This is a genomic window from Afipia sp. GW822-FHT04G07 (assembly GCF_058800765.1).
The window spans coordinates 4,018,344-4,033,930 of record NZ_JBXAMP010000001.1 but is presented as its reverse complement, the minus strand read 5'-3'; the positions used below and the strand labels follow the sequence as shown (position 1 = coordinate 4,033,930).

Below are 15,587 nucleotides of genomic sequence, written 5' to 3'. Positions count from 1 at the left end.
GCCCGGGCGATCCCGGACCACTCTTCAATCCCTGCTGACCAATCTCGTCAGTTGGTCTTGGCGTTGGCTTCCTTCTGGAACGCGGCGATCAGATCCTTGCCGACCCGCGAGGCCATGTCATTCGTGACGGGCTCAAGGGCCTTCATCCATTCCGCACGTTCCGCAGGCGTCAACTCGTAGAACGTGGTCGTGCCGGCCTTCTTCATCGCGGCCAGCGCGTCATCGTTTTCCTTCTGCGAGATGTCGTTGGAGAACTCGGTCGCCTCCGCCATGGCCTTTTCGACCTGGGGCTTCACGTCTGCGGGCAAACCATCCCAGAACTTCTTGTTCACGATCACCGCATAGCCGATGTAGCCGTGATTCGAGATCGTGGCGTGCTTCTGAACTTCATGCATTTTCTGGGTATAGACGTTCGACGGCGTGTTCTCGTTGCCGTCAACGACGCCGGTCTGCATCGCCTGATAGACTTCGGAGAATGCCAACACCTGCGGAATGGCGCCGAGCGCACGCATCTCAGCTTCCAGCACCTTGGATGACTGAATGCGCATCTTCATGCCCTGGAAGTCGGCGACCTTATGCATCGGCTTGTTGGCCGTCATGATCTTGAAGCCGTTATCCCAGTAGGCGAGCCCGGTGATGCCCTTGGGCTCCAGCTTGGCGAGAAGACTTTTGCCGATCGGACCCTTGGTGATACGGCCGAGCGCCGCCTTGTCCGGCAGGATGTAAGGCAAGTCGAAGACTTCGAATTCCTTGACGCCGAGCGGGCCGAATTTGGCGAGCGACGGCGCCAGCATCTGCACCGCGCCGAGCTGAAGCGCTTCGACTTCTTCCTTGTCCTTGTAGAGCTGCGAGTTCGGATAGACCTCAACCTTCACCTTGCCGTTGGTGTATTTTTCGGCGAGTTCCTTGAACTTCTCGGCGCCCTGACCCTTCGGGGTATTGGGCGCAACGACGTGGCTGAACTTGATGATGATCGGGGCTTGGGCCGAAGCCGGCCCGACCAGCGCGAGAGCCGCAATCGACGCAGCTGCCAGAATGATTTTTTTCATGGTACCTCCCGAGGGATTGTTGGGAACCGTCATTGGTGTAACGGCTCCGAAGTCCGGACAAGACCGGATCATTGCAGACGGACGCGGTCAAGACCATTGCCCCTTAGCAGGGGTGTTGCACGCTGTTGCTGCAACGCAAAACGCGGTGCATCGAAAATGCACCGCGTTTATCGGATTGCGATATTTGAGAGGCGATCAGTGCCCGGCAGCGGCGATCGGCATGTCGCGCTGCTTCTTCATGACGATCTTGTTCAACGCGCTGAGATAGGCCTTGGCGGAGGCCACCAAGGTATCCGGGTCCGCTGCGCGTGCCGTGACCGAGCGGCCATCCTGCGACAGCCGCACCGAAACTTCGGCCTGCGCGTCAGTACCCGCGGTGACAGCATGCACCTGATAGAGCTCCAGCTTGGCCTCGTTCGGCACCAGCGACTTGATACAGTTGAACGTGGCGTCCACCGGGCCGTTGCCTTCAGCTTCCTCGATCTTGATCTGACCGTCGATGTCGAGCTTCATGGTCGCGCGCTGCGGACCATGCGTGCCGGCGATCACCGTCAGCGACACCAGATGAATCCGGTCGTGCGAGTGGGCGATCTCCTGATCGACCAGCGCCTCGATGTCTTCGTCATAGATGTCCTTCTTGCGGTCGGCGAGCGCCTTGAAGCGCACGAATGCGTCTTCCAGCTGGTTCTGCGCCAGCTTGTAGCCCATCTCCTCCAGCTTGTGGATGAAGGCATGGCGGCCGGAATGCTTGCCCATCACCAGCGAGGTCTGCTTCACGCCGACAGTTTCCGGCAGCATGATCTCGTAGGTCTGTGCGTTCTTGAGCATACCGTCCTGATGGATGCCGCTCTCATGCGCGAAGGCGTTTCGCCCGACGATGGCCTTGTTGTACTGCACAGGGAACGACGTCGCCGCGGCAACCGCCTTCGATGCGCGCGTCAGCATCGTAGTGTCGATGTTGTTCCAGTACGGCAACTTGTCGTTACGGACCTTCATCGCCATCACGACTTCCTCGAGCGCGGCGTTGCCCGCCCGCTCGCCGATGCCGTTGATGGTGCATTCGATCTGCCGCGCACCCGCGCGCACACCGGCCAGTGAATTGGCGACGGCCATGCCGAGATCGTTGTGGCAATGCACCGAGAACACGGCCTTGTCGGCATTCGGCACGTTCTCGCGCACGCGCTTGAACAGGTCGTAATATTCCTCGGGCACGCTGTAGCCGACGGTGTCGGGAATATTGATCGTGGTGGCGCCGGCCTTGATTGCCGATTCCACGCAGCGGCACAGGAAATCGAACTCGGTGCGGGTGCCGTCTTCCGAAGACCACTCAACATCATCGGTGTGATTACGCGCACGGGTGACCTGCGAGATCACCAGATCATGCACTGCGTCCGGCTCCATCTGGAGCTTGTATTTCATGTGCACCGGCGAGGTGGACAGGAACGTATGAATGCGCCCGCGCTTCGCAGGCCGGATGGCCTCCGCGCAACGGTCGATGTCTTTATGGGCCGCGCGCGACAAGCCGCAAACCACCGCATTCTTGGTGCGCTTGGCGATCTCGCGAACCGCCTCGAAGTCGCCGTCGGAGGCGATCGGAAAGCCGGCCTCAATGATATCGACGCCCATGGTATCGAGCAACGCTGCGACTTCGAGCTTTTCCTCGAATGTCATGGTGGCGCCGGGGCATTGCTCGCCGTCGCGCAAGGTGGTGTCGAATATGACGACGCGGTCCTTGGCGGACTGGGGCTGGGTGGTCATCGGGATAATCCTTCGGTCAAATGCGCCATGTCAGGCGCTCGGGTTTCGGTGCTGTCTTCGAACCCCTGAGTGCCCAGGCGCAAATGCCCAGACGGCTCTCAGGGGCAGATAAGAAGCAGGAGCCCGCCAAGAAGGGACGAAATCGGCGCAGCCGGAATCGCAATGAAGCCAGCAGCTTGCGCCGCCGTTCCCTGCTGTCCCTGAATGCCGCCGCGAATCATCATTTCAGTCCCTGAGAAGCTGAATCATCGGCCCAAACCGTTGACGGATGGTTGCCGAAAGCGCCTCGTCAGGCCGTTCTAGACGAGAAATACGAAGCCCTGCAACGCCAAAGATTGGTCAGGAGACCTGTCCTTTTTAGCGGCTTGGCCCTGTATCCCTCACGTCTTGCTACCCTTCTTGCTCGCCGGGACCGCTTGTCGCCCCTCGCCCTCCAGCGCCGCCTGGACCTTTTTCAATTCGCCGGCGGCGCTCTTGTCCACCTCTGGAAAGTGCAGATCGAGCTTCTCCATCGCGCTCACGATGGCTGAACTGATCACCACGCGCGCAAACCATTTGTGGTCCGCAGGCACGACAATCCACGGCGCGTGCTTTGCCGAAGTGTTGCGGATCAGATCCTGATAAGCCGCCTGGTACTTGTCCCACAGCTTGCGCTCGGCGACATCGGCCAGCGAGAATTTCCAGTTCTTCGCTGGCTCCTCGAGGCGATCGAGAAACCGCTTGCGCTGTTCTTCTTTCGAGACGTTGAGAAAGAACTTCAGAACCAGCGTGCCATTGCGCGCGATATACTTCTCGAATGCGGAAATATCCTCGAAGCGTTCGCGCCAGATGTTCTTGGTGACCAGTTCGGGCGGAATCCTTTGCTTGGCTAAAATCTCCGGATGAACGCGCACCACCAGCAATTCTTCATAATAGGACCGGTTGAAGATGCCGATGCGGCCGCGCTCGGGGAGACACTTCGATGTGCGCCACATGAAATCGTGATCGAGTTCCTTCGATGACGGCTGCTTGAACGAAAAGACCTGACAGCCCTGCGGATTGATGCCCGACATCACGTGTTCGACAGCGCTGTCCTTCCCGGATGCGTCCATGCCCTGAAAGATCAGCAGCACCGACCAGCGGTCGTGGGCGTAGAGCTTCTCCTGCAATTCCCGAATCCGCCCGCGATTGGCGTCGATGATCTTGTGAGCTGCGTCCTTGTCGAGATCGCCCTTCTCCGCAGGCTTGTACGACTTGAGATGAAACTCGCCCGAACCATCGATACGGAAGGGGTCCACATAGGACTTCAACTGCCTGGCGCGCGGTTGTGAGGCCTTGTCGTTCTTCGCCATGATGCAGGATACTCCGATTGATCGCGTGGAAGCTACACGGCAGCGAACATGTCCGCCAGTGGCGAACCGTCGACAGGTTCCCGCCGATGGGCCATCATGACGCCATGAATGATGCCGCCCCCGCCATTGCTTATGAGAACGTCGGCAAGAGTTTCGAGCATGGCCGCCCCAGGGCGCTGGACGGTGTGTCGCTCACGGTCGCCGCGGGCGAATTCCTGGCGGTGGTCGGCGGCTCGGGCTCCGGCAAGACCACGCTGCTGAGATTGGCAAACCATCTAATCGTCCCCGACAGCGGCGCGGTGCGCGTGCAGGGCGACGACGTGAGCGGGGTCGACCCGATCGCGTTGCGCCGGAGCATCGGCTACGTGTTCCAGAGCGGCGGACTGTTTCCGCACATGACCGTCGCCGGCAATATCGGCATCACCCCTCGCCTGTTGGGCACGCCGGCGCAGGAGATTTCCGCGCGCGTTGACGAGTTGATCGATCTGGTGCGGCTGGAACGTAGTCATCGCGATCGTTTCCCGCATGAATTGTCCGGCGGTCAGCGCCAGCGTGTCGGCGTGGCGCGCGCATTAGCGGCGAAACCGAAAATCGTCCTGATGGACGAGCCGTTCGGCGCACTCGATCCCCTCACCCGCGATGCGCTCGGCGAGGACTATCGCGCGCTTCATCACAACCTTGAACTGACCACCGTCATGATCACCCACGACATGGCGGAAGCATTGCTGCTCGCGGATCGTGTCGCGGTGATGCGTGAGGGGCGGCTTGTCGCACAAGGCACCGCGCAAGAATTGTCGAAGAGCGCCGACGCCTATGTCGGCGAACTGCTCAACACGCCGCGTCGTCAGGCGGCACGGTTGCAGGAGCTGTTGCCGAAGAGTGGACCATGACGCTGTTGTCCGACCCGCGCTGGAGCGACGCGCTGACACGGCTGCCGGATTATCTCGGCAATCATGTTCGCGTCAGCCTCGCTGCGCTGGCGCTCGGCCTCGCCATCAGTTTTCCGCTGGCGCTGATCGTACGACGGCAACCTTTAACGCGCGACATCGTGCTCGGCATCGCCAGCGTCGTGCAGACCGTTCCGGGTCTCGCGCTGCTGGCGCTGTTCTATCCTCTCCTGCTGGCGCTGGCTGCCGTGTCATTGCAGTGGTTCGGGCATGGCTTCTCGGCCTTCGGCTTCCTGCCGTCGGTGCTGGCGCTCGCGCTCTACAGCATGTTGCCGGTGCTGCGGAACACCATCACCGGCTTGCAGGGCATCGATCCCGCGATCATGGAAGCAGCCGAAGGCGTCGGCATGACGCCACGCCAGTCACTGACAATGGTCGAACTGCCGCTGGCGCTGCCGGTCATCATGGCTGGTATCAGGACGGCGGCGGTCTGGGTAATCGGCACCGCCACCCTCTCCACTCCCATCGGCCAGACCAGTTTGGGCAATTACATCTTCGCGGGATTGCAAACGCAGAACTGGGTGTTCGTGCTGTTCGGCTGCGCCGCGGCGGCGGCGCTGGCGCTGGCCGTCGATCAACTACTGGCGTTGATCGAAACCGGCGTGCGGTTGCACAGCCGAGTACGCGTCGTGCTGGGATTCCTCGGCATTGTCGCGCTGATCGGCGTGACGCTGATGCCGTCGCTGGCCCGCGCGAAAACAAGCTACGTCGTCGGCGCAAAGACGTTCACCGAGCAATACATCCTCTCGTCGCTGATCGCCCAGCGACTGCAAGCAGCAGGATTATCGGCCAGTCCCCGCGAAGGGCTCGGCTCCAACGTGATCTTCGAGGCGCTCGCCTCCGGCGACATCGACGTTTATGCGGACTATTCCGGAACCCTGTGGGCCAACCAGTTCAAACGCATCGACGTCAAACCGCGCAAGGAACTGCTGAACGATCTGACCGCCACCCTCAACGACAAATACGGCATCGCGCTGCTCGGCGAACTCGGGTTCGAGAACGCCTATGCGCTGGTGATGCCGCGCAAGCGCGCCGAAGAACTCGGCGTCAAGACCATTGCCGATCTTGCCCCGCGCGCATCGTCACTCTCGATTGCCGGCGACTATGAGTTTTTCTCCCGGCCGGAATGGGCGGCGCTGCGCCAAAGCTACAATCTGACGTTTCGCCAGCAGCGGCAAATGCAGCCGGATTTCATGTATGCGGCCGTGGCTTCCGGCGAGGTCGATGTGATCGCGGGCTACACCAGCGACGGTTTGATCGCGAAGTATGACCTCATCGTGCTGGGCGATCCAAAATCCGCGATCCCGCCTTACGACGCCATCGTCCTCGCCTCGCCCAAACGAGCCGATGACGCAAAGCTGCGCAAGGCGTTGCAGCCGCTGCTCGGCCGTATTGACATTGCCGCGATGCGAGCGGCCAACCTGCGCGCGGCCGGCGGCGACAGCGCCAGTTCACCGGATGCAGTCGCACGATGGTTGTGGGACGAAATCAGAAAGCGTTAGAGGTTTTTTACGAACCCGGCATCCATCAGCAGGCGATTGAACCGCTTCGCTTCCGCGCCCTCCCGGCACGAATAGAACAAGCCCCGGCAACGCAGCATGATCTTCTTCTGCTCGATGAATGTCGGGTCGAGCGGAATTCGCGCGGCTTCCTGAATCGCAAGCGGCAGATACGCGGCATCCAGCGTCTCCAACGCCGACGACATGTCGGGCTTGTAGTTGAGCGCATCGATTGCATAGTAGGTTTTGTAATAGCGCGGATCGTGCCGCATCAGCCGGTCCGCCAGCAGAGCCTGCGGCAATTTCGGCTCCAGCAGTTTCTGCGAAATGGCCGGCTGATGGTCGCCGAACCGCACCAGCAGGAACGGCTCGCCGGGATGAACGGCCTTCAGCCGCGCGACAAAGTCTGAATAGTCCGAAGCGGTCATCGCCTGACGGCGGATATATTCGTCGACTTCGGCGGTGTTGCCCGGCGCAGTCCAACCGGCCGGCGTAAGGTCAGCCCGGTAGCTCGACGTCCACGGAAAATGGTTGGCCGTCAGATACACGAACACGAACATCGGCTGTTCGGACTTCCGCTCCTTTGCGATCAACTGCAATGCCTTGTCAAAATAGAACTTGTCAGGCTGCATATCCTCGCTGACACCCATGTCGGCCATGTCGATGAATTTGCCGACGCCTGCGGATTTCTGAAAATCACGCGCGCTGAGAAAGTTTCCATAGGTCGGGTACAGCGAGAACGTCCTGTAGCCGCACCGCTCCAATGCCTGCGGTAGTCCACGCGAAATCTTTCCCGCCGCGATCCGCGTCACGTAAAACTTGAGTTTGCCGAATGACCGCGCCGACAACCCCGTCAGGACGTTGAACTCGGTGTACCAGGTCGGCCCGCCGCTGGATTCCGTAATAAACGACCGCTGCTGCCCGTCCGCCGACTTGAAGAAATCGCGATACCCCTCCGGCACCTTGATGCCCGGCGCAGCACTGATGTCGAAGCTCGACTCGTCGAGCACCATGACAATGTTCGGCCGCTTGGCGCCCGGCGCACATTCCGCGAGCGGCGAAGCCTGCGCGGACCCGATCAGATTCGGAGGATCGGCTTCGATCCAGCCGGTCGATGTCAGGTGCGACACCGACACCACGCCGGACCGCGCGAGGTTGGAGATGTGGTTGACGCCCTGGAAAGGCTCCCACGGCTGCTCGGGATTCGCCACCGAAAGTCCCGTGATCAGCAACACGCAAACGGCTGCACCCGCAAGCGACACCGCACGGCGAATCCGGAACGGGTCCGCCCGCCAGATCAGCCACATTACCGGCGCGGCGATCGCGGCAAGCACGATGGATTGCGTCTTGAGTTGCGGGAAGATGGAATGCAGGAACGAAACCGTATCACGGTCGACGATCAGAAAATCGAGGAACGTCAGCGTAAGCTGCATGATCCCGTACTTGAATTGCGAGAGCGCGATCAAAATCGCCACCAGCGCCAACGACAGCGCCGCGCTGATGCCCGGCCGGCGCAACACGGCCAGCCACAGGCAATTCAGCAGCACCCATGTCAGCAGCGCCACCGTGTTCGCGAACGGGCCATATTCGACCGACGCCAGAATCACGACCGCAGCAAGATGTATGGCGGCGATCAGCGCAACACGCGCACGCCGGAGCCACCCGCCGTCGCCAAGCCGCTTCAACAGAAGCTTGCCCCGGTTGCGGATCGATGTCGTGGTGGCTGACATGATGCTGAATCCGCCTTGGCTAGAGGTTCTTGACGAACCCGGCGTCAATCAGCAGGCGATTGAACCGCCTTGCCTCCGCGCCGTCCTTGCACGAATAAAACACCCCCTTGCAGCGGAGCATGATCTTCTTCTGCTCCTCGAACGACGGGTCGAGCGGAATACCCGCAGCGTCCTGAATGACCAGCGGCAGATAGGCCGCATCGATGGTCTCCATCGCCGTCGGGCTACCGACCGGTTTGAAATTGACCGAGTCGATAGCGTAGTAGGTCGCGTAGTAGCGCGGATCGTAGACCATCAGCCGCTTGGCGATGTCGGCCTCGGTCAGGTTCGGTTCAATGATCAGGGACGAGAACTCGGGCTGATGATCGCCGTAACGCACGATCAGGAAGGGCTCGGTTGGAAATTGTTTCTTCAGCTTGGCGACGAACGCATTGTAATCCTGCGCGCTCATGGTCTGGCGGCGCAGATATTCGTCGATCTTCGGTTCGTTGCCGAGACTGCGCCACGCCGGCGTCCGCTCCGGGCGGAAGGTGGACGCCCACGGGAAGTGATTGGCGCCGAGATAGACGTACATGAAGACCGGCGTGCCCTGCTTTTCCTGCGACAGAAGCCGGACTGCGTTGTCGTAGAAGAAGCCATCAGGTTCGAGGCCCTTCGCACCGAGATCGCGCGCATCGTAGAATTTCTGAATGCCGGTGGTGGTCTGGAAACTCCGCGCGCTCATGAACGCGCCATAAGCCGGATAGAGCGAAACGGTGCTGTAGCCGCAGCGGCGCAGCGCAAGCGGCAAGCCCCGCTCAACGCGGCCAGCTGCAATTCGCGTGACGAAATAGGAGAATCTGCCGAACGAGCGCGACGAAAGACCGGTGAGAACATTGTATTCGGTCAGCCAGCTTGAGCCGCCGTTGCTTTCGGCGAGAAACTTCCGCACCTTGCCGTCGCCAGAGACGAACTGGCTGCCGTAGCCCGCAGGCACTTTGATCTGCGACGCCGAGCGGATGTCGTAGCTTGACTCATCGTGGATCATGATGATGTGCGGACGGCGCCCTGCCGGATGGCAAGCTTCCTCGAGCGGCAGCTTGAGGCGCTCGACGGTTGCCGCGTCCGATTCCATGAAGCCGTCATTGGCAAAATCAGAAATCGCGATCACGCCGGAGCGCGCGAACTTCGAGATGTAATTGTCGGCGTAGTATCCGCGCCAGTCCTCCTGCGGCCACGCCAGCGAGAAGCCGGCAAGTCCGGCGACACATGCGAGCGCAGCGGCGGCGGCCGGAAGCCGGCGGATGCGAAACGGGTCGAGTCGCCAGAGCGCCACCATCAGCGGAACGATCAGCAGCGCGCTGAACACCGCCGACCAGCGCAGGTTCGGAAAAATCGTGAACAGGAACGCGATGCTGTCGCGATCGATCATCATGAGATCGACGAAGTTCACGGTCATCTGCACGATGTCGTGCTTGAGACGCGACAGCAGAATGAGCACGACGATCAGCGTCAGCGACAGCGCGCCGGACAGCGCGGGCCGCCGCAAGACGACAATCCAGGAAAAGTTCAGCACGGCCCAGCACAACAGGAAGACAAGGCGCGAGCCGAAATCGGTTTCGGTTTGCAGCAGCAGACCGAGAGCTGCGAGATGCGGCATAGCCACCGCGAGAAGCTGCCAGTATCTGACAGGTGCAAGAGCGCCCGCGACCGTCTTGGCGGGGGGCAGCGTAGGCGGCACTGATGTCGGCGGGGGCAACATTGCCTTGACGCGAACTACACCCGGCACTGTCCTGACGCCTTGGCTGGCGGCGGCCAGGAGGCAAAACGCGCGGCCGGAAACCGCAACGTGTCACAAAATCGTAATGTAACCGTCATACCCGCGCAACTTGATCTTTAGCCGCAGGGGTTTGGCTTCGTCTGTTCAGCGGGCGTTAAGCCGGGGTTCTGCACTGGAAGGGCTGATCCGTTTGGCGCGCTGCAACGAAAAACGGGACCGCGGATGCGGTCCCGTTAACGAATGCTCGTCCTCCCGCCAAGGAAGGAAGCAAACTCAGTTCTTGGTCTTGTCGACCAATGCGCCCTTCTTGATCCACGGCATCATGTCGCGGAGCTTGGCGCCCACTTCCTCGATGTCGTGCGCATTGGCGCGCGCGCGGGTGGCCTTGAAGGAAGCCTGGTTGACCTTGTTCTCGAGCATCCAGTCGCGGGTGAACTTGCCGGACTGAATGTCGGCCAGCACGCGCTTCATCTCCGCCTTGGTCTCTGCCGTGATGATGCGAGGGCCGGTGACATACTCGCCGTATTCGGCGGTGTTGGAGATCGAGTAATTCATGTTGGCGATGCCGCCTTCATAGATCAGATCGACGATCAGCTTCAGTTCGTGCAGGCACTCGAAGTAAGCCATCTCCGGCGCGTAACCGGCTTCGACCAGCGTCTCGTAGCCAGCGCGGATCAATTCGACGGTGCCGCCGCAAAGAACGGCCTGCTCGCCGAACAGATCGGTCTCGCACTCTTCCTTGAAGGTCGTCTCGATGATGCCGGCACGACCGCCGCCGATCGCCGAGGCATAGGACAGGCCGAGATCATGCGCATTGCCGGACGAGTCCTTGCTGATCGCGATCAGGCAGGGCACGCCGCCGCCGCGCTGATATTCCGAGCGCACGGTGTGGCCCGGACCCTTCGGCGCGACCATCAGAACGTCGAGATCGGCACGCGGATCGATCAGGTTGAAATGCACGTTGAGGCCGTGCGCGAACAGCAGCGCCGCGCCCTGCTTCATGTTGTCGTGCAGGTGCTCGCGGTAGATGTCGCCCTGCAATTCGTCAGGCGTCAGCATCATCATGACGTCGGCCCACTTCGCGGCCTCGGCGACTTCCATCACCTTAAAGCCGGCGGCTTCGGCTTTCTTGGCGGTCGCGGAGCCCTTGCGGAGCGCGATCGCGACGTCCTTGACGCCGGAGTCCTTCAGGTTCAGCGCGTGGGCATGGCCCTGGCTGCCGTAACCGATGATGACCACCTTCTTGCCCTTGATCAGGTTCAGGTCGGCGTCGCGATCGTAGTAAACACGCATGGCTTTTATCTCCTATTCGGCGGCCACAATTGGCCATGTTCATGCATTTTTCGGATGGATCAGGCCGCTAAGGCCCGGATGAATTGCCGCCGTTGTGTAGGGCGGCTGGCGCTGCGAGACAAGTCCGGGACGGCCATTTCTGCAGTGCAATGAGGTCAAGGCTCCTTCAGAACGGGGTAAAGCGAGGCCAGCAGAAGCAGGGCCATGACGATGTTGAAGATACGGACCGCGCGCGGCGACTTCACCAGCGACTGCAGCGAGGTGCCGAGCAGCACCCAGGTCAGCGACGAGCCCAGCCCGATCACGAACAGCAGGATCGAGAGCGTCGCGATGTTCAGCGGATATGCGGCGATGGCGGCGTAGGCCGTTACAGCGCCGACGGCGATCACCCAGCCCTTGACGTTGACCCACTGGAACAACGCCGCGCCGAGGAACGTCATCGGCCTCCCCTCGCCGCTGCCATCGGTGTTTTCAGGACCAGACATCGCAATCACGAAGGCGAGGTAGATTAGGTAAGCCGCGCCGGCGTATTTCAGGATGGTGTGCAAAATCGGATAAGCCGCGAAAACGGCTCCGAGCCCGAGCCCGATCACCGCGACCAGAAACGAAAACCCGATGGTGACGCCCGCGACATGCGGCAATGTGCGACGGAACCCGTAATTCAACCCCGACGCCATCAGCATGACGTTGTTCGGCCCCGGCGTGAACAGCGTCGCGGCGGCGAAGGCAATAAACGCGATGGCGAGTTGCTGGGAGATCATGGCGTTCAGGCCACTTCAACAAGCGGGGGCGGACGACGCGAGAACAGCATGACGGCAATCCCCATCACGACGACGATCATGCCGGTCAAGCGCAAAGGGCCAAAGGTCTCGCCAAATACGAGACTCGATGCACCGGCGCCGAAAAAAGGCACCAGCAGCGCGAACGGCACCACCTGCGCGGCGGAGTAGTTCCCCAGCAAGCGTCCCCAGATCCAGTAGCCAAGCGTGGTTCCGAGCAGCGCTAACGCCAATACGCTGGCTACAACCTTGAACGAGAGATGCGTCAGCGAATGCCATGTCACGCTGGCACCGTCGATCGTCAGCAACAATGGCAACAACGGCACCATCGCAAAAAGACCGATCCATGCAAACAGATTCAGCATCGATACATCTTGCGCGCGGCGGAGCAGCAGGTTGGACACGGCAAAGCAGACCGGCGCAGCCATCAATACTGCGAAGGCCAGGACGCTGAAATCGTAACCGACCGTAAAACAGATCAACAGCAATCCGCACGTGGCAATCGCAATGCCCAGCACCTGAGCGCGCGTCGGCAACTCACGCAAAAACAGAGCCGCGAAAGCGACTGTGAACAGGGCTTGGCTTTGCACGATCACGGCAGTTAACCCGGCGGGCACGCCATGAGCTATCGCGTAAGTCTGCGTCAAGAACTGCGCGACCAGCATCCAGCTGATCGCTACCACAAGCCTCCACGACAATTTCGGGCGCGGAAGAAAAAGGCACGGCAGCGCCGTGATGGCAAAGCGCAGCGTCGTAAACAATATCGACGACATCTCATCGACCGCAACCCGGGTCAGCACGAAGCCAATCCCCCAGATCACGGCCACCGCGACGGCCAGCACAATATCGATCGGTTTCATGGATCAGGATGCACGCAATTACATGACATCCGGTCCGCGCCCGATGGCGGCAACGCCGGTGCGCGACACCTCGATGAGCCCGAGCGGCACCATCAGCGCAATGAACTGATCGATCTTGGCCGTTCCACCGGTGATCTCGAACACGAAGCTTTCCGTCGTCGCGTCGATCACGCGGGCGCGAAACGCCTCCGCAAGACGCAATGCCTCGACATGCGGGTCGCTGCTTCTTTTCACTTTGACCATCGCAAGCTCGCGCTCGATCGAGCGGCCCATCGTGGTCATATCGACCACGCGATAGACCGGGATCATGCGGTCGAGCTGATGCTTGATCTGTTGAATCACCATCGGCGTACCGGTGGTGACGATGGTGATGCGCGACATGTGCTTGGCGTGTTCTGTCTCGGACACCGTGAGACTGTCGATATTGTAGCCACGGCCGGAAAACAGCCCGATCACGCGCGCGAGCACGCCAGGCTCGTTTTGCACGAGAACCGACAAAGTGTGCGTCTCGTTCGGATCGTGACGATCTTCCATGAAGTAGGCGGATGCAGGCTGTTCCATTGTTTTTGTGTCCATGATCACACCAGCGCCTTGCCGCCGGCGAAGGCCGCGGCGGTCGTTTCGTCATTGGCTTCCGCGGGCAACAGCATCTCGTTATGCGCCTTGCCCGACGGAATCATCGGGAAGCAGTTTTCGAGCGCGGCGACGCGGCAATCGAACAGCACCGGTTTCTTGACCTTGATCATCTCGTTGATCGCCCCGTCGAGATCGCCCGGCTTCATCACCTGAATCCCGACGCCACCATAGGCTTCAGCGAGCTTGACGAAATCCGGCAGCGCCTCGGAATAGGAATGCGACAAGCGATTGCCGTGCAGCAGTTGCTGCCACTGGCGCACCATGCCCATGTACTGGTTGTTCAGGATGAAGATCTTGATCGGCAGTTCGTACTGAACCGCCGTCGACATTTCCTGCATGGTCATCTGCACCGAGGCGTCGCCCGCGATGTCGATGACGAGGCTGTCCGGATGCGCCACCTGCACGCCGAGCGCCGCCGGAAGGCCATAACCCATCGTGCCGAGGCCGCCGGAGGTCATCCAGCGATGCGGCTGCTCGAAGCCGAAGAACTGCGCGGCCCACATCTGATGCTGACCGACTTCGGTCGTGATGTAGGTGTCGTGCTTCTTCGTCAGTTCGAACAGACGCTGGATCGCGTATTGCGGCAGGATGACGTCGTTATTCTTCTTGAAGGCCAGCGAGTTGCGCGCGCGCCAGCGACCGATCTCGAACCACCACGGGTCGATCTTCGGCTTCTTCGCTTCCGCCTTGAACACCGTGAGGATGTCGCCCAGCACGTTGGCGACGTCACCGATGATAGGCACGTCGACGCGGATGTTCTTGTTGATCGACGACGGGTCGATGTCGATATGGATCTTCTTCGAGTTCGGCGAGAACGCATCGGTGCGGCCGGTGATGCGGTCGTCGAAGCGCGCGCCGACACAGAGCATCACATCGCAATCGTGCATGGCCATGTTGGCTTCGTAGGTGCCGTGCATGCCCAACATGCCGAGCCAGCTTTTGCCCGACGCGGGATAGGCGCCGAGTCCCATCAAGGTCGATGTGATCGGGAAACCCGTGACCTCGACCAGTTCGCGCAGCAGCTTGGAAGCCTCGGCACCCGAGTTGATCACGCCGCCACCGGAATAGATCACCGGACGCTTGGCCGACGCGAGCAGCGCGACCGCCTTGCGGATCTGGACGGCGTCGCCCTTCACGCGCGGCGCGTAGGAAATATGCACGTCGGACTTGCGCGGCGGATGATAGGTGCCCACCGCGAACTGCACGTCTTTCGGCACGTCCACCACCACAGGACCGGGACGGCCCGTGGTCGCGACATAGAATGCCTCGTGCAGCACCTTCGCCAGATCGTTGACGTCGCGCACCAGCCAGTTGTGCTTGGTGCAGGGCCGTGTGATGCCGACGGTGTCGCATTCCTGGAAGGCGTCGTTGCCGATCAGGTGCGTCGGCACCTGCCCGGTGATGCAGACCAGCGGAATCGAATCCATCAGCGCGTCGGTCAGCGGCGTCACCATGTTGGTCGCGCCTGGTCCCGATGTGACCAGCACGACGCCCGGCTTGCCGGTGGAGCGCGCATAGCCTTCTGCAGCATGACCCGCGCCCTGCTCATGACGCACCAGGATGTGCTCGACTTCGCTCTGCTGGAAAATCTCGTCATAGATCGGAAGCACCGCGCCGCCCGGATAGCCGAAAAGGTGCTTAACCCCATGATCGGCAAGCGCGCGCACGATCATCGCCGCGCCGGTCATCTGGTTGGGGTCGTGTTTCTTGCTGTCACTCATGGTTCGCTCCGGGGCGCTTTTTGCGCGCGATCTAATCGAAGTGTTGGTCGAGTTCGGAAACAAAAAAGGGTCCGAGAGGGACCCTTCGCACACCGCCTTGTCGTGGGTAGCCGTCAGCTACCCCCGGCGGTGCGCCAGGGTACGACGATAATAAGAAGGTCGGTAACTTTATTGCGCATGATCGTCTACAGATTTCCAAAGGTTGCGCGGGTTATACGGCCAGAC

At 61.0% G+C, this 15,587-nt stretch carries 12 protein-coding genes; 2 read left to right on the top strand and 10 right to left on the bottom strand.

What is annotated here, in order from left to right; all coding sequences use genetic code 11:
• Positions 1 to 47: 47 nt before the first annotated feature.
• The 3 genes from AC1RKJ_RS19625 to AC1RKJ_RS19615 all read right to left on the bottom strand — a co-directional run bounded on the left by AC1RKJ_RS19625 (position 48) and on the right by AC1RKJ_RS19615 (position 4,138).
• Complete coding sequence (locus tag AC1RKJ_RS19625; protein ID WP_492792581.1) at positions 48 to 1,049, bottom strand: TRAP transporter substrate-binding protein; 1,002 nt, start codon at positions 1,047 to 1,049, stop codon at positions 48 to 50.
• A gap of 195 nt (positions 1,050 to 1,244) precedes the next feature.
• Entirely contained in the window at positions 1,245 to 2,807 is a 1,563-nt protein-coding gene (locus AC1RKJ_RS19620; RefSeq protein WP_492792580.1) for a 2-isopropylmalate synthase, read from the bottom strand.
• Between the two features lie 380 nt (positions 2,808 to 3,187).
• Positions 3,188 to 4,138: a polyphosphate kinase 2 family protein gene (locus AC1RKJ_RS19615; RefSeq protein WP_492792579.1), complete on the bottom strand. Its 951-nt coding sequence runs from the start codon at positions 4,136 to 4,138 to the stop codon at positions 3,188 to 3,190.
• A gap of 104 nt (positions 4,139 to 4,242) precedes the next feature.
• Between AC1RKJ_RS19615 and AC1RKJ_RS19610 the strand changes: the two genes are divergently transcribed.
• Both AC1RKJ_RS19610 and AC1RKJ_RS19605 read left to right on the top strand, forming a co-directional pair.
• Complete coding sequence (locus tag AC1RKJ_RS19610) at positions 4,243 to 5,028, top strand: ATP-binding cassette domain-containing protein (RefSeq protein ID WP_492792808.1); 786 nt, start codon at positions 4,243 to 4,245, stop codon at positions 5,026 to 5,028.
• Positions 5,025 to 6,587, top strand: coding sequence for an ABC transporter permease/substrate-binding protein (locus AC1RKJ_RS19605; RefSeq protein ID WP_492792578.1), 1,563 nt, complete (start codon positions 5,025 to 5,027; stop codon positions 6,585 to 6,587). The genes AC1RKJ_RS19610 and AC1RKJ_RS19605 overlap by 4 nt, the downstream gene beginning before the upstream one ends.
• Here AC1RKJ_RS19605 and AC1RKJ_RS19600 read toward each other — a convergent pair.
• From AC1RKJ_RS19600 to AC1RKJ_RS19570, 7 genes are all read right to left on the bottom strand, one after another.
• Positions 6,584 to 8,314: an LTA synthase family protein gene (locus tag AC1RKJ_RS19600; protein WP_492792577.1), complete on the bottom strand. Its 1,731-nt coding sequence runs from the start codon at positions 8,312 to 8,314 to the stop codon at positions 6,584 to 6,586. The two genes, AC1RKJ_RS19605 and AC1RKJ_RS19600, sit on opposite strands and share 4 nt — an antisense overlap.
• A 19-nt stretch (positions 8,315 to 8,333) precedes the next feature.
• A complete protein-coding gene (locus AC1RKJ_RS19595; RefSeq protein ID WP_492792807.1) occupies positions 8,334 to 10,055 on the bottom strand; it encodes a sulfatase-like hydrolase/transferase in 1,722 nt (573 codons plus the stop codon).
• A gap of 291 nt (positions 10,056 to 10,346) precedes the next feature.
• Positions 10,347 to 11,366, bottom strand: a complete 1,020-nt coding sequence (gene ilvC, locus AC1RKJ_RS19590; protein WP_492792576.1) for a ketol-acid reductoisomerase — start codon at positions 11,364 to 11,366, stop codon at positions 10,347 to 10,349.
• Positions 11,367 to 11,521: 155 nt separating this feature from the next.
• Positions 11,522 to 12,127: a LysE family translocator gene (locus AC1RKJ_RS19585; protein ID WP_492792575.1), complete on the bottom strand. Its 606-nt coding sequence runs from the start codon at positions 12,125 to 12,127 to the stop codon at positions 11,522 to 11,524.
• A 5-nt stretch (positions 12,128 to 12,132) separates the two neighbouring features.
• Positions 12,133 to 13,005: an EamA family transporter gene (locus AC1RKJ_RS19580; protein WP_492792574.1), complete on the bottom strand. Its 873-nt coding sequence runs from the start codon at positions 13,003 to 13,005 to the stop codon at positions 12,133 to 12,135.
• Between the two features lie 18 nt (positions 13,006 to 13,023).
• A complete protein-coding gene (ilvN, locus tag AC1RKJ_RS19575; RefSeq protein WP_492792806.1) occupies positions 13,024 to 13,566 on the bottom strand; it encodes an acetolactate synthase small subunit in 543 nt (180 codons plus the stop codon).
• A gap of 17 nt (positions 13,567 to 13,583) precedes the next feature.
• Positions 13,584 to 15,362 carry an acetolactate synthase 3 large subunit gene (locus AC1RKJ_RS19570; RefSeq protein WP_492792573.1) on the bottom strand — a complete coding sequence of 593 codons (1,779 nt, stop codon included), beginning with the start codon at positions 15,360 to 15,362 and terminating at the stop codon, positions 13,584 to 13,586.
• Between the last annotated feature and the right edge of the window lie 225 nt (positions 15,363 to 15,587).

What these genes read in the sequence shown, in the direction of transcription:
- AC1RKJ_RS19620 (WP_492792580.1), bottom strand. Translation starts at nt 2,807, where the DNA reads ATGACCACCCAGCCCCAGTCCGCCAAGGACCGCGTCGTCATATTCGAC.
- AC1RKJ_RS19610 (WP_492792808.1), top strand. Translation starts at nt 4,243, where the DNA reads ATGAATGATGCCGCCCCCGCCATTGCTTATGAGAACGTCGGCAAGAGT.
- AC1RKJ_RS19595 (WP_492792807.1), bottom strand. Translation starts at nt 10,055, where the DNA reads ATGTTGCCCCCGCCGACATCAGTGCCGCCTACGCTGCCCCCCGCCAAG.
- AC1RKJ_RS19580 (WP_492792574.1), bottom strand. Translation starts at nt 13,005, where the DNA reads ATGAAACCGATCGATATTGTGCTGGCCGTCGCGGTGGCCGTGATCTGG.
- ilvC (WP_492792576.1), bottom strand. Translation starts at nt 11,366, where the DNA reads ATGCGTGTTTACTACGATCGCGACGCCGACCTGAACCTGATCAAGGGC.
- AC1RKJ_RS19585 (WP_492792575.1), bottom strand. Translation starts at nt 12,127, where the DNA reads ATGATCTCCCAGCAACTCGCCATCGCGTTTATTGCCTTCGCCGCCGCG.
- AC1RKJ_RS19625 (WP_492792581.1), bottom strand. Translation starts at nt 1,049, where the DNA reads ATGAAAAAAATCATTCTGGCAGCTGCGTCGATTGCGGCTCTCGCGCTG.
- AC1RKJ_RS19615 (WP_492792579.1), bottom strand. Translation starts at nt 4,138, where the DNA reads ATGGCGAAGAACGACAAGGCCTCACAACCGCGCGCCAGGCAGTTGAAG.
- ilvN (WP_492792806.1), bottom strand. Translation starts at nt 13,566, where the DNA reads ATGGAACAGCCTGCATCCGCCTACTTCATGGAAGATCGTCACGATCCG.
- AC1RKJ_RS19605 (WP_492792578.1), top strand. Translation starts at nt 5,025, where the DNA reads ATGACGCTGTTGTCCGACCCGCGCTGGAGCGACGCGCTGACACGGCTG.
- AC1RKJ_RS19570 (WP_492792573.1), bottom strand. Translation starts at nt 15,362, where the DNA reads ATGAGTGACAGCAAGAAACACGACCCCAACCAGATGACCGGCGCGGCG.
- AC1RKJ_RS19600 (WP_492792577.1), bottom strand. Translation starts at nt 8,314, where the DNA reads ATGTCAGCCACCACGACATCGATCCGCAACCGGGGCAAGCTTCTGTTG.